At 68.4% G+C, this 20,979-nt stretch carries 14 protein-coding genes and 2 tRNA genes; 5 read left to right on the top strand and 11 right to left on the bottom strand.

Features of this window, described 5'->3' with window-relative positions:
• Positions 1-913: 913 nt before the first annotated feature.
• A complete protein-coding gene (locus VM221_00630; protein ID HUT73322.1) occupies positions 914-3,859 on the bottom strand; it encodes an FG-GAP-like repeat-containing protein in 2,946 nt (981 codons plus the stop codon).
• 442 nt (positions 3,860-4,301) lie between these two features.
• On the opposite strand from VM221_00630, the gene VM221_00625 reads away from it, so the two are divergent.
• Positions 4,302-5,234: a tyrosine-type recombinase/integrase gene (locus VM221_00625; GenBank protein HUT73321.1), complete on the top strand. Its 933-nt coding sequence runs from the start codon at positions 4,302-4,304 to the stop codon at positions 5,232-5,234.
• 129 nt (positions 5,235-5,363) lie between these two features.
• Entirely contained in the window at positions 5,364-7,061 is a 1,698-nt protein-coding gene (locus VM221_00620; protein ID HUT73320.1) for a hypothetical protein, read from the top strand.
• A gap of 898 nt (positions 7,062-7,959) precedes the next feature.
• On the opposite strand, the gene VM221_00615 is transcribed toward VM221_00620, so the two are convergent.
• Positions 7,960-8,034, bottom strand: a tRNA-Cys gene (locus VM221_00615).
• Between the two features lie 62 nt (positions 8,035-8,096).
• A tRNA-Gly gene (locus tag VM221_00610) sits at positions 8,097-8,172 on the bottom strand.
• A 148-nt stretch (positions 8,173-8,320) separates the two neighbouring features.
• On the opposite strand from VM221_00610, the gene VM221_00605 reads away from it, so the two are divergent.
• Positions 8,321-9,400 carry a DnaJ domain-containing protein gene (locus VM221_00605; protein ID HUT73319.1) on the top strand — a complete coding sequence of 360 codons (1,080 nt, stop codon included), beginning with the start codon at positions 8,321-8,323 and terminating at the stop codon, positions 9,398-9,400.
• A gap of 15 nt (positions 9,401-9,415) precedes the next feature.
• Here VM221_00605 and VM221_00600 read toward each other — a convergent pair whose 3' ends face one another.
• From VM221_00600 to VM221_00575, 6 genes are all read right to left on the bottom strand, one after another.
• The gene (locus VM221_00600) at positions 9,416-10,039 is read right to left on the bottom strand and encodes a hypothetical protein (GenBank protein HUT73318.1); all 624 of its coding nucleotides are present in this window, start codon (positions 10,037-10,039) and stop codon (positions 9,416-9,418) included.
• Positions 10,039-10,422, bottom strand: a complete 384-nt coding sequence (locus VM221_00595) for a response regulator (protein HUT73317.1) — start codon at positions 10,420-10,422, stop codon at positions 10,039-10,041. The genes VM221_00600 and VM221_00595 overlap by 1 nt, the downstream gene beginning before the upstream one ends.
• Entirely contained in the window at positions 10,406-11,893 is a 1,488-nt protein-coding gene (locus tag VM221_00590; GenBank protein ID HUT73316.1) for an ATP-binding protein, read from the bottom strand. The genes VM221_00595 and VM221_00590 overlap by 17 nt, the downstream gene beginning before the upstream one ends.
• Positions 11,894-11,996: 103 nt before the next feature.
• Positions 11,997-13,037 (bottom strand): galactose-1-phosphate uridylyltransferase, encoded by a 1,041-nt coding sequence (galT, locus tag VM221_00585; protein ID HUT73315.1) that lies wholly within the window; start codon positions 13,035-13,037, stop codon positions 11,997-11,999.
• Positions 13,034-14,224 (bottom strand): glycosyltransferase, encoded by a 1,191-nt coding sequence (locus tag VM221_00580; GenBank protein HUT73314.1) that lies wholly within the window; start codon positions 14,222-14,224, stop codon positions 13,034-13,036. Before VM221_00580 ends, galT begins: the two co-directional genes overlap by 4 nt.
• Before the next feature lie 849 nt (positions 14,225-15,073).
• Positions 15,074-16,606 carry a hypothetical protein gene (locus tag VM221_00575; protein HUT73313.1) on the bottom strand — a complete coding sequence of 511 codons (1,533 nt, stop codon included), beginning with the start codon at positions 16,604-16,606 and terminating at the stop codon, positions 15,074-15,076.
• A gap of 300 nt (positions 16,607-16,906) precedes the next feature.
• On the opposite strand from VM221_00575, the gene VM221_00570 reads away from it, so the two are divergent.
• Both VM221_00570 and VM221_00565 read left to right on the top strand, forming a co-directional pair.
• Positions 16,907-17,404 (top strand): permease, encoded by a 498-nt coding sequence (locus VM221_00570; protein HUT73312.1) that lies wholly within the window; start codon positions 16,907-16,909, stop codon positions 17,402-17,404.
• Between the two features lie 32 nt (positions 17,405-17,436).
• A complete protein-coding gene (locus tag VM221_00565; protein HUT73311.1) occupies positions 17,437-18,210 on the top strand; it encodes a methyltransferase domain-containing protein in 774 nt (257 codons plus the stop codon).
• Positions 18,211-18,319: 109 nt separating this feature from the next.
• Here VM221_00565 and VM221_00560 read toward each other — a convergent pair whose 3' ends face one another.
• Together VM221_00560 and VM221_00555 are read right to left on the bottom strand one after the other, a co-directional pair.
• A complete protein-coding gene (locus VM221_00560; GenBank protein HUT73310.1) occupies positions 18,320-19,453 on the bottom strand; it encodes a site-2 protease family protein in 1,134 nt (377 codons plus the stop codon).
• 40 nt (positions 19,454-19,493) lie between these two features.
• On the bottom strand, positions 19,494-20,852 hold the full coding sequence (locus VM221_00555; protein ID HUT73309.1) for an enolase C-terminal domain-like protein: 1,359 nt from the start codon (positions 20,850-20,852) through the stop codon (positions 19,494-19,496).
• Positions 20,853-20,979: the final 127 nt, after the last annotated feature.

The following is a 20,979-nucleotide window of genomic DNA, read 5'->3' as shown; positions in this document are numbered from 1 at the left end:
GGGCGAATCCGACCCGGGCGGCCCCCCAGGCCATGAGTTGATGTTCAACTTCATCCAGGTCCAGCCGTACCTCGAAGACTGACGCACCGCCCTGCGACCGGGTGTATCGGTCACGCGCCCGCGAGACCACCTCGAGGCAGGCCGGCCGGGCTCTGGTTGGCTTGAACAGCCCGTGTTGTCGAGAAACTCATCTCAGATTCAGCGCGGCATCGAGTCTTTCCTTGGGATACGAAGCGCTGGATCGCGGGGTCGGGCGCGGCCAATGCACTTCCCCCGCAGATAAGCACCATCGCCAGTCCCAGCGCGCACGCGACGAGGGTAATGACGGCAATCCGCGTCATTCGCACCATCGTCGTTCCCCCAAGGTGATTTGTGCTCGAGATCCAATCCGACCCTGTGATGGGGCAGGCGGCGCGCCACGCCTGCCCCCCATAGCCTCGGCGAAGGGGGTGCCCCTGTGTGGCGTGGCTAGGCCCCTCGGGCCGCCATGGCGGTCGCGGAGCGACGTAGCCACTTTCGGCCGCGGCCTGCGGCTATGCCTCGCCCTCCGGCCGTTCGCGGCGCTGTCGGCGCGTGTGTGCCTCGTCGGTGGACAACCAGTGGTACCACAAATGCGACTGCTATCCGGCAAGCGACCTCTGGCAACCTCACCGCGGTTCGCCATTCCCCAGGAGAACACCACCGATAGCCGCGACCAGGACGCTGTAGAACGAGAGTCGGCAACTCGACGGAGCGACGTTGTTCGCCTCTCTGCATGATCTGGTCGTAGGCGTCCTGAAGCACATCCGTCCTGTTTGCGTCCATCAGCGCTGAACATCCCTGCACGAGGTTGGCGCGCCCATCGCCTCTCACCGAAATGCAGAGGATGTCATTCAACCGCCACGGTAATGGCGAACCGGCCGCAGGCCGCGCCCTACGGCTTGCAGAGGTAGACGTGCACCTGCTGCGGCTGGAACTCGTCCTCGATGACGCCTTCCTTCAGCGCAACCGCGCGCTTCTCCAACACCACCTGGGCGGTGCCCGAGGCCTTGGCCAGCTCGCGCGGCGCCAGCTTCCACCGCGCGGCGCTGTAGGTAGGATTGCAGGCGATGACCAGGAGCTCCCCGTCACGCTTGATGACACAGAAGTCGAGGCGCCGCTCGCCCTCGCGCAGCACCTCCGTGCGCCGATACGCGGCGACCAGGTACGGCTCCAGCGCCTTCATGTCCTTGAGATCGCGCTGGATGCCCGCCCACAGCGCCGGGTCGTCGTGGGACGCGATGTAGGTGTCCCCGCCGGCCCCCGGCCCCTTGGGATCCTGGTAGCGGAAATAGTGCACCCCCCGCCCGCCGTGGATGATGACCAGGAAGGCCATCGCTCGCTCTTCGGCGGGAGTAGCGAAGGGCATCGAACGCCCGGTGAACGCCTGCACCACGAACCAGGTTGGGATGCGCCCCTGGTTTTCCTGGACCGCCTCGTCCATGCGGTCCGCCACCTCGCGCGCGTCTTCCCCGAGGTGCCAGAAGGGGTAGAACGCGGGCAGCGCGATGTCGGCCACGGCGGTGTAGCGCGAGCCGCCGGCGGGACTGCCGTCACAGATCAGCGTCGGGTGATAGGGGTCGAGCATGCGCACCGCCTGGCAGATACGCCTCATGGTCTCCACCGGCACCTCGCGGTGCGAAGGCTCGTCCGCCACATACCACGCCAGCAGCGCCTTCTCGCGCGAGATCGTCTCGATCGTGGGCATTGACGCCAGGACCACCTGGAAATCCGCCAGCGCCTCCATAGCCATGCCCACGACCGCATACACCCCGTGGTCCGCGCACGCGCGCCAGAAGTCAGGCCCCCCACCGGTGAAGGTCACGTCGAAGCCCATCTGCGCAACGTCGGCGACCTCCTGGGGGGAGGGCCCCGCGTTGTAGATGCCCACCGGAAAGGTCGGCTTGCCGTCTATCAGCAGCGCCGTCCCCGCGTCGAAGCCGATGTGGCCCTTGCGGTAGCCGGGGTAATCCTGCGCCTGGCGAGCAGCGGGCTCCGTGGCGGCTTGTACGCGCTTGGCGAGATCGGACAGGCCAAGCCGGAGGCCGAGGAGGCGCGCCCGCGCATCGCCCAGGCGCGTTGCCTTGACGTCGTCGCGCGCCCACTCCACGTAGTACTTGCCGACCGCGACCAGGCGCCGCGTGAACTCGGCCGGCGAGTTGAGCGGGGGGTCGCCGAGCTGGGCCGCCATCTGGTCCAGCTCCTTGTCCAGGGTCCCCGCTTCCTTGAGCAGCGGCTCGGGCGTCACCCGCTCCAGCTCCAGCTGCGCCTGCGCCAGCATCTTGCCCTGGGCGTCCTCGATGCGCGCCTGCATCCGGCATCCCGGCTCGTCTTTGAGCAGGGTCCCCAAGGGCACGTGCTCGACTATGGTGTGGCGCCCCCCCACCTCACACCGGGAGGAGAATATGGGCCGCTCGGCGCCCTCGACTTGCACCACCAGGGTCTTCTCGTCCAGCGATTCCGGGGCCAGGCTGTCCAGGTAGACCTCCATGTCGCCTATGGCGGCGTAAGACGGGTATTCGCGCTGCGCGATGATGGAAACGTGGAAGCGCGGGGCGCGCGTCTCCTTGTAGGTGGTGACGATCCGCTGCTGCGGCGTCGGCCCCGGCTTGAGCAGAGACGCGTTGATGTTGGCGTTTAAGCGCGTCTGACCCCACAGAATGGACTGCGGACGGTAGGGCGCGCCGGTGGCAAGGCACACGACCCCGTCTTCGCCGCCGCACACGATCTCCAGCTTACCGTCGCCGTCCACATCCCCCAGGGCGGGCGTGGAGCCGATGCCGCCGCCCAGCTCCCACAGCTCGTGCCCGGCGGCATCCACGCAGTAAAGGTGCCCGTTGCCGCCGACGACTACCTCCGGCTTGCCGTCGCCGTTGACATCCCCCACCACCGGCGTGCAGTCGTACGCGCCCAGCTGGCCGCCCTTGGGCGTGAACTGCCACAGCAGCTTGCCCGAGGAGCTCAGGCACCGCAGCGCGTCCATGCACCCCACCAGCACCTCCAGCTCATCGTCGCCATTGAGGTCGGCCACGGAAATGGAGGTGCGGATGACCGTGCCCACCTTGAACTCCCACACCGGCGCCCCATCGGCGCCCGACACGCAGTGCAGCGTGCCGTCATTGGAGCCGTAGAGCACCTCCACCCGGCCGTCTCCCTCGAGGTCCGCCAGCACCGGCCCCGAGCCGCATTCTCCATTCGCCTCGCTGGCCCACACCTGGTTCCCGCGGCGGTCAATGCAATAGAGGTGCTTGTCGGGGGAGCCCACCAGGATCTCGGGCTGGCCGTCGCCGTTCACATCGCCTACCACCGGCGGATCGCCATAGTCCCCCACGGCGAGGAACAGCCACACCACGTTCCCATCGGCATCCAGGCAGTACAGGTGGCCGCCATCAACCCCGAAGAACATCTCCGACCGCCCCTCCCCGGTCACATCGGCTATCACCGCACCCCCGTGGTACACCCCCGCCGTCGGCAGCCACCGCCGCCACCTCAGCTTGCCCTCCGAGGTCAGGCAGATCGCGCGCCGCTCGCGCCCGACTGCGATCACCTCCACGCGCCCGTCACCGTCGAGGTCCGCCGCCGACACGTAGCAGATATAGCGGATCCTCTGCTGCTCCCGGTGTTGGAAGCGCAGCTTGCCCTGGCCGTCCACACAAAAGATCGAGCCGCTGGCCTCGGTGGCAAAGAGGATCTCGGGTTGGCCGTCGCCGTCTATGTCAGCCAGGGTGATCAGCCCGCTGCCCCCCGTGAATCGCCACTTCTCGGGCGGGGCCGCTCCCCACCCGGTGCTCGCCCCCACAGTCAGCGCCAACACGATACCCACCACGGTGAACCTGAACATAGAGCCCTTCCTTCCGCCAGTCTATATGCTACCGGCAAACACCACATATACTCTATTCTTGGCCCCGCTGCCGCTCACCTCCTGCCTGGTACCGCGTCGGCTCCCTCGGGAAATCCGGGGCCAGGCGCCCCCGGCTGCCGGGCCGGCTTTTCTGAACCCAGCGCAGAGATTCCTGAGCCGGGGTCTCTCAACCACCTGGTGGACTCGATACGGTCGGACTCTCCATAGGGTCAGTTGTAGGAGCCAGGCAACTGGTTCATTGCCGGAGCCGAGAGGATAAGGGCGGTTGCCCGCCGCCGCCGGGCAGCGGTGGATGTCACCCGCCAACGCTCGCGCCACTCGTGGCCCCCCACATTATCGCCTGCCCTTGGCCTTGACAGGTTGGCTGAACATCCGCCCTATACACTTATCGGATGCACGCCACGCGTGATAGGAGGGTAGGATGACCAAGGGAGGATCGGGGAAGATAGGTACGGGGAAGGGAGGGGGCAAGCGGCCGACTCGCTCGCTGCTGGGCGAGTTCCTGGATGCGCTGGCGCTGGAGGGGCGGTCACCGCATTCGGTGCGCTCGTATCGCCGGGATCTGGAGCCGTTGCTGGTGGCGCTGCCGACTCGCCTTGACCAGGTGCACCCTGCGGATTTGCGTGAGCATTTCCGCGCCCAGCAGCAGGCCGGGCGCGCGCCCTCCAGCATCAACCACGCCATCGCCGCCACGCGGTCTTTCTTCAACTTCCTGGTGGATAATCGAGTGCTCGATTCCAGCCCCGCCATGAGCTTGCGCTCCATCCGCGTGGGGCCGAGCCTGGCGCCCAAGCATCTGACCGTGGAAGAGGTGGATTCCCTGCTGGCCGAGCCGCGGACTGACACTCCGACCGGGGTGCGCGACCTGGCGCTGCTGAGCTTCCTCTACAACACCGGACTGCGAGTCGGCGAGCTGTGCGCGCTCGACCGCAGCGACGTCCAGCTTCCCGCCGACGGCTGGGGCCAGGTGCAACTGGTGGGCAAGGGTATGCGGATGCGCTGGGTGCCCGTCAACGCCCATGCCCGCCATACGCTGGAGGATTACCTCGCCTGCCGCGAAGACGATAACCCGGCTCTGTTCCTCAACCGCAGCGGGGAGCGCTTCTCGGTGCGGGGAGTGGCCCTACTGGTCAATCGCTACCTGCGGCGCGTCGGCATCACCGACCGCTCGGGACCGCACCTGCTGCGTCACACCTTCGCCACCCACGCCCTGCGCGCGCGGCCCAACCTGCGCGCTGTGCAGGAGCTACTGGGCCACTCCAGCGTGACCACCACCCAGCGCTACACGCATATGGATGCCGACGACCTGCGCCAGCAGGTGGCCGACCTGCCGGGGAATGGGTTCAGGCACTGATTCATCCTCGCCTCAGATTAGGGCACACGGCCAGGCTGCCACCCGGCTGGCAGCAGGAAGCCAGGCCGGAGCGATGGAAATTCTCACCCAGAAGCACAAGAGGCGGGTCGCCATGGGAATCCCGGGCTAATGGGGGGTGCCATGAACAGGCACATATCCATCACCTCGGTTTCACTGGTCGTGATCGCGGCGGCGCTGGTGGTGCTGGCAGCGGTGCCAGCCGAGCGCGACCGGGTGCGGTCGGCGATCAAGAACGTCGATTTCCACGCGAACGTCGGGCAGCAGGCAAGGGAGCGGCCATGGGACCCCGACGCGCTGCTGGCACTCGCCGCGGCTTGGACGCCCTACTACGGCCCCAAGCTGCCGGATGTCAAGGCCTACCGACCGCTGTTCAAGCTTAAGCCGGACTGGGCGGCGGCCTACCTACTGCTCGGTTACGGGATGGTCTCAGCCGTGCCCCTGGATCAGCCACGGGAGTTGGCAGCGTCCGGACAGCGTACCTATTACGCGGGCACTCAGTTTACTCGCCGCCAGCGGCAAGAGGCCGCAACCACCGCGCGAACCGTGCTGCAAGAGGCACGCGCCCTCGACCCGACGAACGCCGCCCCGGACTATCTGCTCGCCTATCTCGCGCTGGCCGAGCACCGCGACGATGATGCCCTGGGGCTGCTCCGTTCGGCCATGCGCAAGAACCACTGGAGCATCGGCGAGCGCGAGACCTGCATCGCCCGTTACAAGGCTAACGCGCGCAGGATGCCTCCGCTTGAGGCGGCGATGTTCGCGCGTGTGTGTACGTTCGTGCCCCGCAAATCCCTGCGCGATCTGGCGAGGGTAGTGACGGGGATGGCTGTGCTCGCGGAAAGAGGAGGGGATGCCAAGCGCGCGATCTTCCTGCGCGAGTCGGTGATGCACCTGGGCGAGCTGATGATGGCCGAGGGGTACACCAGTATTGAGGTTTTTGATGGACGCGCTGTCTGGGCGATCGGTTCCAGCGAGCCGCTTACACCTGCAGAGAGCGCGGCCGCGACCAAGGGACTGCCCAAGCCGAAACCCCGCGAAAGCGGCGAGAGAACCCAACCGTGGAATCTGGCTTTGAGAAAAGCGAGGCTAGATAAGACCGTTCGGTATCTGCGCGCGCATGGCCGCGCCGAGCTAGCCGAGCGCATCGTATCGTTCGGTCGTGCGTATCCTGCCCGCCAAGATCTCTTGAGTCGCGTTGTAGGCCGCGACGCCGCCGAAGTAACGATCCTGTTGAGGCTAATGTTGGGATTTCGCCAGGCGCTTTTCGCCCTCGCCGCCGCGATGATCCTGGCGGCGGTGTGCGGGCTCGCGTCCCTTGCGCTGGTAGTTCTGCGAAGGCGGCCGCGGCCGATTATCTGGGCGCGATGGAAGTGGGCGTTACTGATAGTTGCGTGCCTTGTAGGACCGCTCGCCATCGCGGCGGCACATGCTGGGTGGCGCCCCGGTAGGCCGCTGCCGGGTCTCTCAAATGACGATTACGAGTTGGACTGGCTCAGGCCGGCGCCGGTCATGGCGTTGGGGCTGCTGGTGGTGAGCACGCTGGTGGTAACATGGCGGCTCCGGCGCCGGGCCGGGATGCGCAACGGCGTGCCGGGGTTTGGGCGACACTACGTCGGCACGCTGGCGGCAGTGGCGGTTCCACTCACCGCAGTGGTCGCGCTGGGTTGCCTTGCAGTGTCGGTGCCGTTGGTGCTGAAGGCCAGGGAACGCGCCCAGCACTACCGGACGATGATCTACCACGGCGAACTCGACTATATTGGTCGCCAGCAGGTAGGAGAAATGCCGACGAACCGCCCTCCTCAGTAGGGAAAGGCGGTTCGCCGGTGCTTGCTGCGGACTGGTGCAGTATGCCTACGCCGACTGCGCCTCGAACACCTCCATCATCCGCACGAGCGGCGGCAGAAGTGGAATCAGCCCAGCGAGTGGGAGATTGTCCCGAACGTGCATCTGCCGGTCATCAGCGAGGACGAGGCCAACGCTGCTCTCAGCGCCCGGAAGCAGGCATTGGCGGCTCATGGCAGTCGCTCGGCGGGGATGTCACGTGTCAAGTCGCAGGGCAGCCGGTTCGTTCTGTCGGGCGGATTGTTCGGATGCGCCAGGTGCGGCGCAAGCATGACGGGGCACACGGATCGTGGCCGCGACGGCTATGTCTGCGGCGCTGCCAAGTATCGCCGGGGGCTGGGCTGCGGGTCCAGCATGTTCGTCGAGAAGCAAGTGGTCGAAACAGCCACGTGGGAGAGCGTCAAGGAACTCGCGGATATGGTGGCCAGCGCCCGGGGCAAGCGTGTGCTGGCCAAGCTGAATGACGGCCTGCGAAAGGAATGGGAAGAGCGCGGCGGGAAGGCCGCATCCGCGGCGCGGAAACGGCTCCAGCAGATTGACGAGAAGATAGCTAACGTGCGGGCTGCGCTGGAGGGCGGGCTCAAAGATGTCGCCTGGGCGAATCATAGGCTGGACGAGCTTGGGCGAGAGCGAGAAGCAGCGCTCGCGACGGGTGGCAGCACGGTGGGGCCGGCCGCGCCGCCGCGAGTGGACGAGGCAGAACTCCGGCGCTCTCTGGCCGATGTTGTTGCCCTGATGTCCGAGGCAACGAACGAAGAGAAGCGGGAGCTGGCGCGTCGGTTCCTGGACGGAGTGACGCTCTATCCTGACCAGCGCGAGCTCGAAGTGAGGGTGAAACTGCCGGCTAATACTGTACAACGTGTGGAGGCGGCGACCGGAATTGAACCGGTGTATAAGAGTTTTGCAGACTCCTGCCTTACCACTTGGCTACGCCGCCACGGCACCGCCCCGCGAACCAGTGGTCTGTCGGATCGCCCGGCCAGGGCCGACAGACGTTTATGGAGCGGAAAACGGGATTCGAACCCGCGACCCTCAGCTTGGGAAGCTGATGCTCTACCAACTGAGCTATTTCCGCTCCGCGTGCCCTCTACAGACTACGTAAGACTCTAGCCCATCGTGCCCGTCTGTGTCAAGCCCTCTTTGCGTACCCTCTTCGCGAGCGTGACTGCTTGCTTTGGCGCAGCAGCATTGCTACAATAGGGTGCCGGGGAGGCACAGCGTCCATGCGCGGAACGCAGTCGGCATACGATGTGCTCGGGCTGCCCTATGACGCGCCGCCGAGCCAAGTGCGCACCCGCTATCGCCAACTGGTGCGGAGATACCAGCCCGATCTCGAGCCCCAGGCCCTGCTGGAGGATGACGCCTTTCTGCGCCTGGTGCGGGCCTATCTGGTGCTGGATTCGCCGCGGCGGGCGGAATACACCCGGGTGGTGCGCGCCAGCCGCGGCGCGCCCCTGGAGATGCCTGATCTCTACTCCCGCCTCTCGCGCGCGGACCAGATCCTGCTCGCCGCCGAGGCCGGCGTCGCGCGGCGCCAGTTCAAGGCGGCGGCCCGGCTGGCCAAGGAGGCGCTGGAGGAGAACCCGCACAGCGCTCGGGGCTATGGCCTGCTCGGCGACATCCTGCGCCTGCAGGGCAAGTACGGCGAATCCATCTCGATGTACAACTACGCCATCCAGTTCGATCCTGACAATCGCCGCTACTGGCAACTGCTGGAGGAGGCCACCGCCCTGCGCGAGGGCCGTCGCGTCGCGCGCGCAACGGACGATGTACCGGGCCACTGGCATCGGTCGCTGCAGGTGTGGATCATGCTGGGCGCCGTCGCCGTCTTCATCGAGCTGTCGGTGCTGGTGCTGCGCGCCGGACGGGGGCCGGCGCTGTTCTTCGGCATCCCCGGGCAGATGCTCGCCATCGCCGCTCTGGACGGCGTCCTGGCCGGGCTTGCCCTAGCCGCCACCGACCTGCTGGCCCCCTACGACGATGAGATGATCTCATACTCGGTTGCGGCATACGGCGTCCAGACGGCCCCGGTCGCGGTGTTCGTGCTGCTGCCGGGCCTGGTATGCTTCTGGGTGGCGCTCCCGTTCTATGCGATTACCGCCTCCCTCGACGAGCACGCCTCGGCCTCGATCGTGCTCGCGCTGGGCGTCACCGCCGTGCTCACCGCCGCCTTTTCCTTCATCTACCCCGAAGTGCGCCTCGCATTCCTGATTTTCGGCGGTAATTTCGTCTGGGCGGGGCTCAACATCGGGTGGATGATCGGCAGCCTGCGGCGCACGGTGGCGGAGACGGATGAATACTAGCATTCAGCCTGCGGCCTACTTTTCCGACCGCTGCGCGTGCTTTTCCGTCTCTTCGGCGGCTTTCTCCCGCAGCAACTGGCGCTCCCACCCGGCAGGCGCGGTGGGCGCGGCCGTTTCCCGGCGCCGGCCCGCGCGCCGCGGGGCGGCCGGCGCAGACGCGCCTGGCTCTTCGACGCCAGTGAGTTCCCGGTGCCAGCGCGCGCGCCAGCGTCGCGCCTCGCGCGCCCGTGCCTTGATCTCGTCGTAGTCGAGGCCGGCCGCCTCCAGCGCGGCGCGCCAACTCCCGAAGTAGCACTTCTTCGCCGCCGCGGCGCACAACTGCGGATACTTGCGCTCGGCGACCGCCCAGCTCAGGCCCTCTCCTGCCCGGTGCAGCCGTGAGATCTCCGCCACGATCTTCTCACACGACCACTTGCTGATGCGCCAGCGGCGGCGCTGCCGGCCGCTGGCGCGCACCTGTGCGTAGTCAACCCCGGCCGCCGCCACCGCCGCTGGCCAGCTCCCGAAGTAGCGTTCCGCCGCGCTCACCAGCGGCCCGTCGCGCGCGCTAACCATGCCGGGGGTGAGGTCCGAGCCCTGCGCCCGCAGCGCGCGAATGCGCGTGATGATCAACTCCCGCGACCACTTGCGCTGCGGCATCAGCCGGCCTCCTGCGCGGCGGCGCCCGCCCGCTCCACGAGCGCGCGCAGCTCGGCGAGCTTGAACGGTTTCACCAGGTAGTCAAACGCCCCCTGGCGCAGCGCGTGCACCGCGGTCTCCACCGTCGGGTAGGCGGTCATGATAACCATGCGCGTCCCCCGCCGCTGCAGGCACTCGTGCTCCAGCAATTCCATGCCGTCCATGCGGCGCATCTTGAGGTCCACGAACACCAGATCGTAGCGCGCCTGCTCCAGGCGCGGCAGAGCCTCGTAGGCGGAGGGCACGATCTCCACGCGATGCCCCTCTCCCTCCAGCACCGAGCGCAGCACCTCCAGCAGTGCCTTGTCGTCGTCCACCACCAGGATGTCAAGCCCTGGTTTCATCCTCGCTCCTGCCGGCGGCCGGCAGCCGAATGACGAAGCGCGCGCCGGCGTCCGCACCCGGCGCCGCTGCCGGACTCCGCACGTAGATCTCCCCTTGGTGCATCCTTACCACCTGGTAGGCGATGGCGAGGCCGAGGCCGGTGCCTTCGCCTACCTCCTTGGTGGTGAAGAAGGGGTCGAAGACGCGTCCCCGATGATCCGGCGGAATACCCGGCCCGGTGTCAGTGATGGAGACCTCGACCTCGCCGCCGCAGTGACCCACCGTGACTGCTAGCTCGCCCCTTCCGCCCATGGCGTCGAGCGCATTGCGCACGATGTTGGCGAAGGCCTCGCGCAGGCGATCGCGCTCCATGCGCACCCGCGGCACGTGCGGTTCGTAGTAGCGCGAGATGCGCACCTCGCCCATGGGCACCGACGCCAGCGCCTCCTCCATCACGTCGCGCACATCGGCGGCTGCGAGGGCGGGTGGGCGCGAGTAGTCGAAACTCAGCAGTTGCCCCACGATCTCGGAGATGCGACCCGCCTGGTCGGAGACCGCGCGCGCCAGATTGCGCTCGCGTTCGTCGGCGGCGGACTCGTGCAAGCTTTCCGCAGCCATCGAGATGGTGGCCAGGGGATTGTTGATCTCGTGCGCCACCCCCGCTGCCAGTAGGCCGATGGAGGCCAGCCTCTCGCTCTGCGCGAGCTGCTGCTGGGCGCGCGCGAGCTCAAGGTTCTGGGCGGCGATTTGCTGCACCATGTGGTTGAAGCGCTCGCGCAGGCGCCCGATCTCGTCGTGGGCGCGCACCCGCGCCCGCGCCGAGAGGTCACCGCGCTCGACGCGGCCCATGGTGCGGATCAGCCGCGCGATGGGATAGTGGACCGCCGCGTGGACGACGAGGGCGATCGCCAGCACCACCAGCACGAAGGCGGCGACCTGCGCTCCCAGCATTCTCCGCAGCGCGTGCTCGGTGCGCCGCCGCGCCGCCGCCGCCGACACCGCGATCTCGATCCCGCCCAGCACCTCGCGCTTGCCGTGGCAGGCGGCGCACCGCGGCTCGGAGCGCACCGCCCACAGCAGGTGGTGGGTCCCGGCGGCGTCGCGATAGCGTTCTCTCCCCTGCGGCCGCCGCGCGGCCGCGCGGATGTGGCGCGCCGCCTGCGGCGAGGCGCGCCCGCTGTCGCCCGTCGGCGGCGCCCACGTCTTGCCCTCGGCGTCGAGGATGCGCACCGTGTCCACGCCCTCGCTCAGAGCCAACCGCGCCACCAGCGATCGCACCATCGCGTGCTGGCGATGCGCCATGCTGTAACGCAGGCTGCTGTCCACCGCCGCCTCCATCGTCTCGGCGGTCGTCGCCGCGCTCGCCGCCAGGTCGCGAGCCGCGAGGTCGGTCAGCACGTACGCACTGACCGCGAACGCCGCCACCAGGATGACGGCCACCGGCAGGATGACTTTCCATTTGACGCTGAGGGAGGTAATGAAGTCAGGCATGACGCAGGCGTCCCCCTCGCCACCCTGACAATTCGGCGGCGGGCGGGCGTAACCTCTGCGCTCCTGCGCCCAAAGGGAGCAGCGGCAAGGTGGCCGCGCGGCGTCAGAGGTGGCCCTCGGCGGCCGCGGGCGCGCAGTCACAGGAGGTCGAGCCCGGGGCCGCGCCGTCGCGCAGGAACTGCGCGCAGTCCTCGGGGCGGGTGGCGTTGATGATGAGGCCGGTCGCGTGCTCGAAACCGCCCAGGGTGGTCAGGACTGGCCGGATGTGCCAGTCCCAGTGGAAAGCCTCCCCCAAGCGCTGCCGCTCGCGCACCGGCGCCGAATGCAGGAAAGCGTTGTAGGGGGGATCGTTGAGCTTCTCGTAGACGCGGTGGCTGGCCTCGCGCATGGCCCCGCCGAAGGCGTCCACCTCCTCGTCGCTCATGTCGGTGAAGCCGGCCATATGGCGCACGGGCGTCACCGACAGCTCGAAGGGAAAAGCGGAAGCATAGGGGATGTAGCACGCGAAGTGGCGGTTGCGGAAGACCATGCGGCGGCCGCTGTCGCCCTCGTGGCGCAGCACCCGGCAGGTGACGCACTCGCCCGCACGCCGGTGGCGTCGCAAGGCGTTGGTGCACTCACGGCGCACCGCCCGCGGCACTATGGGCAGGGCGAAGAGCTGGGAATGGGGATGTTCGAGGGTCGCCCCCGAGCCCTCGCCTTGGTTGGTGATGATGGTGATGTAGCGCAGATGGTCGAGCTCGCTCAGGGCGCGGTAGCGATCCACATAGGCATGCGCCACCCGCTGCATGTGCGCCGTCGGCAGCACCCCCGCGTGCGCGTCGTGATCCGGCGACAGTACCAGCACCTCGTGGCGCCCGCTGCCCCGCAGCACGCGGTAGATCTCATCGCAGCGCACGCCCGGCTTGCCATCCTGCGCGAACGCCGGGTACTTGTTCTCGAACACCCGCACCCGCCAGTCCCGCTCGCCGTTTTCGCCGGCGTAATAGACCGTGGGCGGGGTCAAGTGCTCCCGACCGGCGCAGAAGGGGCACTCCGTCGGCTGGCGGCGAGCGCGGTGGGCGAACCCGTCGGGCCGCTGCGCCCGCGCCGTCGCCACCACCACCCAGTCATCGCTCACCGGGTTGTAACGCAGCTCGCTCATGTCTTTGGTCCCGCGCCCTGCGGGCGCGCCAGCGCCTCCCGGTAGATGGCGTCGTAGCGCTCCGCCACTCGCTCCCACGAGATGACGTTGTGGACATAGACGGCGAGGTCGCGCCGCATGCGCTCGCGCCGCGCCAGGTCGTTCATGACGGCGACCACGCGCTCGGCCATGACCTCCATGTCCGCCTCCACGTCGCCGGTGAAGGGGATCAGCTCCTGGTTGGCATCGCGGCAGAAGGCGCCCAGTCCCTCCAGGTCGCGCGCCAGGCAGGGGGTGTGCACCGACGCCGCGTGCGCCAGCACCCCCGACTGGCTCGCGTCCTTGTACGGCGCCACCAGCAGATCCGCCGCCGCCAGGCTCGCCAGGAACTGGTCGGGGGTGAACACCTTGCTGATGAGGCGCACGTTCTGCGGCGACCGGGCGCGCGCCACCATCGCCGCCAGATCGTCGTAGTAGGCCTGCTGCTGGGGCACGCGGATGCCGCCGACCGCCGCCAGCAGGGTGCGCTGATCGGTCAGCTGCGGATAGATATCGTCCCAGCGGGCGACCAGGTATTCATGGCCCTTGTTGTCGGCGAAGAAGCCGTTGAGCATGACCACCGGGCGATCGTCGAAGCCGAGCTGCTCGCGCCCCAGACGCCGCAGCTCGGCGACGCGCTCCGGCGGCAGCTCTTGCGCGCCGTGCTCGACGTAGCGCACGTTGTCGGGCACGTAGCCGATGTTGTCTTTGAGGCCCTCGACCTGGTATTGGGCGTGGGCGACCGAGACGCTGGTCAGCGGGATCAGCTCGGCGTAATGCTCCTTGTGCTCATCGCGCATGCGTCCGATCAGCGTGTGGTAGGTCGCCACCACCGGCAGGCCGCGCTCGCGCAGCCCGCGCACCAGCTCGACGATGCGCTCGCCGTTCTCGTGGACGCTGGCCTGGTAGAGGCCGAACTCGTGTTGCAGGTGAACGACGTCGCAGCCGGTGCGCTCGGCGATATAGGCGGCGGTCTTGGCAGGCCACTGCGGATCGCGGACGTCAATGATGGGGTGGACCTGTGCGCGAGCGCCGCCGCCCGCGCTGTCGGTGTGGCAGACCATCTCGAACGAGTGCCCCAGGCGGCGGATGGCATCGCTCTGCTCGGTGAAGTAGGTGGCGATGCCGCACGCCCGCGGTGGCCAGCTCGATATGCCGCAAACCTTCATCTGTTCCTCTGCTCATCCCACGGTCGGGGGCCCCTGGCTCCACCTCGGAGTCCGCCCGTCGCGCTGCTTTTCTTAGCAGCTATCCAATAAGATGTTACCCGATCACCTCCCTGGCCACTCAGGAGCGCCCGGGGCCTCCATGCGCCGCCGTCGCCGTCTGTCGTGCGCCCTCCTGGTTCGGTTACATATTCCACAACGACAGGGGGTGGCGCAACAGAAAAAGACGGCCTCTTTGTGGCGAGTATGGAGAGAGGGAAGGGCGACTGTGGGGTCCGAACAGGCTGACAGCGGGCCCGGCAGACGGGTTGCCGTGACTAGTGCCGTAACGATCTGCCCGGGACGCCGGCGGTTAGCAGCCCTCCAAGGTGACGCGGTTGACGTACGTTCTACCGTACGTTGCGGAGAGTTAGACGCCGCCCCACAAATCTCCTGCAAGAAGATTTTCCGCGCCCCTGTGGGGGGCTGGCGTCTCGTCCCCCCGCGTCCTGGGTTGGCGGCGCAATACGCACACTGTCGCATCTCGCCCGCAGCTCGGTCTATCAGGTTGCTGTGATTGGTGCCGTGACAACTTGTGCGGCCCAGCGAGGCGGGTCCGCCGGCCCCGCCGCGTGGCATCTGCTGGTGACGCCAGCGATCGGCAGTCCTGCGCAGTGACGGGTTTGCTTGCACGGCTCTGCCGTACGCCGAACAAGATCAGACGCTGCTCGCCGAAGTCCTGCCGGAGAGTTGCGAGCCTCGCCCTTCCACCGGGGGGCGCCGGGACGAGAGCAGACGCGCAATCCGCCGGTGCGGATCGATCGGCAGCGGCGTGGACGCCTCGCCCCGCCGGAGGCGCACGAGGCTCGCACGCTAGGCGAAGGCGACGCTGAAGAGCCGGGCCGCGCGCAGGCGGAAACGCAGTCTGACGGCGGCACCCTCCTCGTGCCCGAGGTCCGCTTCGCCCCTCCACGTCACCATGTTATCGAGCTCGTCGCCGCTGAGAGGGTCGCATTCGGCGAAGCCGCGCCCCGCCAGCACGTGGCCGTCCGCGCCGACCGCCTCGACCAGGGCGTAGCCGGCGGTCTTGGTGCTGAAGTTCAGGCGCACGGTCCTGCCGCGAAAGCGCAGCGGGAACAGCGCGAAGGAACCCTCCAGCGGTGCCTCCAGTGCCACCAGTCGCCCGGTTGGCCACCATGCCCAGGCCAGCGCGCCCATGGGAGGCCGGCGGGGGTGCTTGTGGGGCACCGGGGTGCCGGCGAACAGTATTCCCATGCGGTCGCCAGGCAATGGAACCAGCCCCAGACCGGGCGCCACGACGCCCGCGTCCCATGCCCGCGGCGGGCCGGGCCGGCACACCGCCCCGCCGGGCACGAAGTTCCACACTATGCCGTCCGGGCTGGTCGCCAGGTGGAACTCGAAGCTGTCGTCGGGCAGGCTCCAGCGCAGCGGAAACATGACGTGATAGTCGGTCGTGCCGGGCATCATGGTCTTCGCGTTGGCGTACCACGTGTCATATGGCGCGACGGCGGCGTTGGGCCAGAACAGCTCCTCGGGCAAGGGGAATCGCCGGAAGTCGTCCGTCTCCATGCGGCCGATAGTGCGCCGGTTGAAGAACCACGAGCGGACATAGGCGACGTACTTGCCGGTCGCCTCGTCGAACGTGCAGACATTGTGCGTGTCGCTGGTCTGCACCACGAGGGGGTCCGGCAGCGGCGTCCAGCGCAGACCGTCGGGCGACACGCCACCGAACAGCGCCGGCACTCTTGGCGCATGGAGGTGGAACGGGTCAACCGCGTCCGGGCGCTGCGTGCGGAAGCGCTCGACGATCTCATGCGAGACGCGACCGAGGTGGAAGGCCTTGTAGCGCTCACCAACCGGAGCGGAAGGGTCGCGGAACACACTGCCGCCGTGGTAGCCGGTATCGGGGGTCAGGGGGGCGCCGTAGACAACGTTATTGCCGCGGCTGCCGCGATACTCGACCACACCGAGCGATGGCATCTTCCAGTCCACCCCATCGTCCGATTCGGCGTACCGCAGCAGGTTGAACGTGCCCATGCGATCGGTGCCGATGTCTTCTCCGGGCCAGCACTCATACCAGAGGCGGTAGCGCCCCTCATCGTGGATGCAGGTGCCGCCGAAGAGGAACAGCTCGCTCGCGGACTCGGCGGTCAGCACCGGCTCCGTCTTCCGAGCGGGCTGAGCCGCCAGGTGAACGCCCAGCGGCAGGTCCTGGTATTCGAGGTGCATGGGAGGCACGGGGTCCGTTCCCCAGATGGGGACCCCCTCACCATTGGGGCCATGCCAGGCGAAGGCGCCGGGGGCAACATATCGCCAATCGTGGAAGTAAACGATGTTGGATGGCAGCACATAAGGCGGGCGCAGGCCGTGAAGCGGGCTGGGCATCGGGTTCCTCCTGCGTCTGCTGCGGGCACGGGGGCATGGCCCCACTGCAGCAAGCGGCGGGCGATACGGTCGGCGCTCGGCAGGAATAGGCAGGTCCGGGGTGAAGTGCCATGCAATCAAGCGCTTTTCCCGCCCACCGAGGTCCGCATTTGTAACGTTCTTCTGGCAGCCACGCTCGTTTCCTCTCGGCCACTCGAGTTCACTTGCCGCACCATGCTCCCCGCGCAGGAGTGTCGCTGCCGGGCACGGAAGACGGAGCACGGTCGTGCCGTACTCGATCACTACCGCGGGGGAGTCACCATGAGCCGGGATATCCTGATGGCGACCGCCGTCATGGCGGTCATCGCTGGAGCGCTCTACGGGGTAGCCGCCTGGCGCAGCCCGACCGTGCTGCGGCCGGCCGCGATAGGCGGGGTGCGCGGGTTCGTCGGCATTCTGCCGCTGCTGGCGCTGTCGTTTGCGATCGCGGGGCTGGCGCAGGCATGGGTGCCGCGGGAGCTCATCGGGCGCTGGCTGGGAGCCAAAGCGGGCCTACGGGGCATCTGGTTCGGCTGCCTGTTCGGGGCCATCACCCCGGGCGGGCCCTATGTCAGCTTCCCCATCGTCGCCGCTATCTACAAGGCCGGGGCGGGCATCGGCACCGTCGTCGCGTTCGTCACCGCGTGGTCGCTGTGGGCGGTGGCGCGGCTGCCGATGGAGGTCGCCCTCATCGGCCCCGAGATCACCCTCAAACGCATCGCCAGCACCCTTATCTTCCCGCCCCTGGCCGGGCTGCTGGCGCACTTCCTGTTCGAGTAGGCGGTCGCTGCCGCCCGGTGAAAAGATGACCGATGACTGACCGCGTCAATATGCGCCAGGCGTGGAACCGCATCTCGCCGGGCTATCAGGCGGACTACGAGATCCCCACCGATTTCGCGCACTACGGCCCGCACTGCCCGAACGAAGATCAGCTCAAGCTGGTCGGCGAGGTGCGCGGTCGGCGGGTGCTGGAGATCGGCTGCGGCGGCGGCCAGTGCGCCATCGCCTTCGCCAAGCGCGGGGCGGTCGCGACCGGGATTGACATCTCCGACGCGCAGATCGAGTTCGCCCGCGAGTTGGCGCGGCGCGAGGGCGTCGCGGCGACATTCCTGCGCGGCAACATCGAGGACCTGCCGGCTATCCCGGAGGGCAGTCAGGACGTGGTCTTCTCGGCCTACGCACTGAACTATGTGCGCCGCATCGGGCGCTGCCTGGCGGAGGTCGCGCGGGTGCTGCGGCCGGGCGGGCTGCTGGTATTCAGTTGCTGCCATCCGTTCTGGCTGTGCCTGGCCGAGGACGAGATGACGGTCACCAGCAGCTACCACGACCGCGCCCCCGACGAGTGGGAGTGGGAGCGCGGCGACGAGCCGCTGGGCGCGCGGGTGCGCGAGTACCGCCATACCGTCGGCGACTGGTTCCGGCGGCTGCGCGCCGCCGGGCTGGAGGTGGTGGACATCATCGAGCCGGAGCCGGTGGAGTCCGGCAGCGGCCAGGACTGGGGTGGCCACTACGCCCCGCAGCGCCAGCGCATCGTCCCCGCGACCATCATCTGGAAAGCGCACAAGCCCGAGGAGGCGCGCCCATGAGGGCCTGCGGGGCTCTGCCGAACATCCGGTGTCCGTGGCCGCGCCGCGGCGGCGCTCGGGGGACTTCTGCGAATCGGTGCTGGTGTTGCGCGCGGCGCCGAGGGCGGCGTTACACCCCAAGCTCGATCTTGGTGCGCAGGAAGCGCATGATGTTGGTGCGGCTGATGATGCCGACCAGCTCCGTCCCCTCCACCACCAGCAGCCGCCCGCGATCGGCGCCGGCCATGGCCGCCAGCGCCTCCCACGCGTCGTCGCCGGGGCGCACGAAATGCGACTGATCGAGCCGCTCCACGACGTCGGCGACGCGCGTGTGCCCCCACTGCTCACGTGGAACCTGACGCACGTGCGCCAGCGACAACATGCCCGCCAGGTGAGGCCCCTCGGTCACCGGGAACGCCGCGTGGTTGAGGCGCAGGAAATACTCATCCACCGCTTGCTGCAGGCTGACATCCGGGGGCACGGTCACCACCTCGGGCGTCATCATGTCGCGCACCCGCACCCCCGACAGCGCGCTCCGCAGCACCTGCTGCTGATAGCTGGAGCGCGCCGCGTCCAGCAGGAACCAGCCGACCACGAGCAGCAGCCAGCCGTTGGCCGCTGGAATGCGTGGAATGCGCCCGAACAACGCCAGGATGCCCGCCGCCATGAGCGAATAGGCCACGCCTTGCCCCGCCGTGGATGCGATGTAGGTCGCATGGCGGAGGTCGCCGGTCGCGGACCAGATAATCGCGCGCAGCACCCGCCCGCCGTCGAGGGGGAACCCCGGCAGCAGGTTGAATCCGGCGAGGAAGAGGTTCATCAGGCCCAGCCAATGCAGGCCGAACCGAACCGCGGGCGCGGCGCCGGCGGCGACGGCCGCCACCCACAGGGCGAGGAAGACCACGCCGAGCAGGGCGCTGGTGGCGGGGCCGACGATCGCCATCTTCAGCTCGTCGCCGGCGGACTTCGGCTCCGACGTCATGCGCGAGACCCCGCCGAAGATGAAGAGGGTGATGCCGGAGATGCCGATCCCCAGGCGCTTCGCAACCAGCGAATGCGCGAGTTCGTGCAATACCAGCGAGGCGAAGAACACGAGCGCAACGCCGATCCCCAGCCCCCACTGCAGGCCCGGCGGGATGCCGGGCGCGATCCCGGGTAGACCCGCGGTAATCACCAGCGCCACCACGGCGAAGATGATGAACCACGTGAAGTGCAGGTCAATGGAGATCCCGGCGATGGTGCCCAAACGGATGGAGCCGTGCATCGGCCTGTGCTCCCCTCTCACCCGGCGGCGGTTGACCGTATCATGCGGGCGCACCGAGCGCGGCATCGGCGTAGCCCAGCCCGACCGGGGATAGGCTTTCGGTCTGGATGCGGCCGCCGCGCACGCGAAAGAGCGCCTGGTGCGCGCGCTGCACCGCCGGCGCCGCCCACGGGACGAGCTGCCGCGCGCTGTATTCCACCCCCCGCAGCGGGAAGCTGCGCGCCGCCAGCCCCGCCGAGTGCACCAGCGCCAGCCCCGGATTGGCGAGGTCCTGCACCGTGTAGAGCATCCGCGCCTGCGCCGCCTGGGCGATGTAGAGCAGGCAGGCCGAATGCCCCTTGCAGGTCTTGAGCGTGACCCCCGACCACCCCAGCCGGTGCGCCAGCTCCAACTCCTCCGGGCCGGTGACGCTTTCGTCCACGATCACCGGCTTGATCGCCGCCAGCTCGTGCATGTCGAAGTGGCGGGCGGTGAGGTCGCGCTCCGTGGGCTGCTCGAGATAGAGCAAGCGCGCGAAGGCGTCAGGGCAATCCACCTGCAGTCGTTGCAGCAGCTCGACGCAGTAGCCCGGACCCTCGCACATCTCGTTGGCGTCGGCGCTGAGGCTGTAGTCGCTGGCGCCGCGCGACGCGGTCGCCGCGACCTGCTGCAGGCGCTCGAGGTCCCAGTCCAGGTCGCGCCCGCGCAGCTCGACCTTGAAGCAGAAGACGCCGTCGCGCTCGATCCAATCCTGCAGGCAGTTGGGCAGGCCGTCCCGGGGATCCTCCGCTCCCAGGTCGGCGTGAGTGAGCTTGTCGGCGGCCCCCACCAGGTGAAAGACCGGCAGCTCGGGCACGTACTCGCGGCGCAGGTAGTCCGCAGGATAGCACCCATCAAAGGACGGACCCAGATAGGCGCCCAGGTCGCGCGCCATGAACTCGCGCCCGCAGCCGTCGTAGGCGCAGATATCGTTGACGCGGCCAAAGGCGTCGTGCACCGCCGCGTCCACCGCCGAGGAGCACACCAGCGTCGCCAGCGTCGGCATGTGGCAAGGCGCCGAGTGGCGCCGACTCACCTCCGCCGCGATCACCGGCAGCTCCGGCTTCAACTCCAGGAACAGCTCGATGGGATGAGCCTGCACCCGGCAGGCCGCCGCCTTCCGGCAGAACGCGGTTGCCACGTCGCGCATCGCCGCGTCGCGCTCTTCGGGGGCGAGGGTGTCACTGGGGTAGGCCCACATGTAGCCGAGCAGCGTGCAGCCGTATCCGTCAGCGGTATGCCCGAGGCCGTTCTCCACCCGCGCGCGCACGGTCAAGCGGGTGTGTGTGCGCACGATCCCGGCACCGGACACCAGCGGCGTGCGGAACGCCTCCTGCTCGACGCGGGGCTCGATCTCCACGATGCGCACGTCGGTCTTCACGGCTCGGCCCTCAGCCGGCCTGCGCCCACGAGCGACGGCCGCGGGCAGGCGTCCACCGCAGTTGTTCGCCGTAATCGTGGTCAGTCCTGCCCCGATCATGTGTGCCGGGCAGGCCGCAGAGCCCGCA

It is taken from the genome of Armatimonadota bacterium (genome assembly GCA_035527535.1).
GTDB lineage: Bacteria > Armatimonadota > Hebobacteria.
This window is presented reverse-complemented; position numbering and strand designations above follow the sequence as displayed.

Coding starts and splice junctions, on each gene's coding strand:
- VM221_00630 (HUT73322.1), bottom strand. CDS start 3,859: ATGTTCAGGTTCACCGTGGTGGGTATCGTGTTGGCGCTGACTGTGGGG.
- VM221_00625 (HUT73321.1), top strand. CDS start 4,302: ATGACCAAGGGAGGATCGGGGAAGATAGGTACGGGGAAGGGAGGGGGC.
- VM221_00620 (HUT73320.1), top strand. CDS start 5,364: ATGGGGGGTGCCATGAACAGGCACATATCCATCACCTCGGTTTCACTG.
- VM221_00605 (HUT73319.1), top strand. CDS start 8,321: ATGCGCGGAACGCAGTCGGCATACGATGTGCTCGGGCTGCCCTATGAC.
- VM221_00600 (HUT73318.1), bottom strand. CDS start 10,039: ATGCCGCAGCGCAAGTGGTCGCGGGAGTTGATCATCACGCGCATTCGC.
- VM221_00595 (HUT73317.1), bottom strand. CDS start 10,422: ATGAAACCAGGGCTTGACATCCTGGTGGTGGACGACGACAAGGCACTG.
- VM221_00590 (HUT73316.1), bottom strand. CDS start 11,893: ATGCCTGACTTCATTACCTCCCTCAGCGTCAAATGGAAAGTCATCCTG.
- galT (HUT73315.1), bottom strand. CDS start 13,037: ATGAGCGAGCTGCGTTACAACCCGGTGAGCGATGACTGGGTGGTGGTG.
- VM221_00580 (HUT73314.1), bottom strand. CDS start 14,224: ATGAAGGTTTGCGGCATATCGAGCTGGCCACCGCGGGCGTGCGGCATC.
- VM221_00575 (HUT73313.1), bottom strand. CDS start 16,606: ATGCCCAGCCCGCTTCACGGCCTGCGCCCGCCTTATGTGCTGCCATCC.
- VM221_00570 (HUT73312.1), top strand. CDS start 16,907: ATGAGCCGGGATATCCTGATGGCGACCGCCGTCATGGCGGTCATCGCT.
- VM221_00565 (HUT73311.1), top strand. CDS start 17,437: ATGACTGACCGCGTCAATATGCGCCAGGCGTGGAACCGCATCTCGCCG.
- VM221_00560 (HUT73310.1), bottom strand. CDS start 19,453: ATGCACGGCTCCATCCGTTTGGGCACCATCGCCGGGATCTCCATTGAC.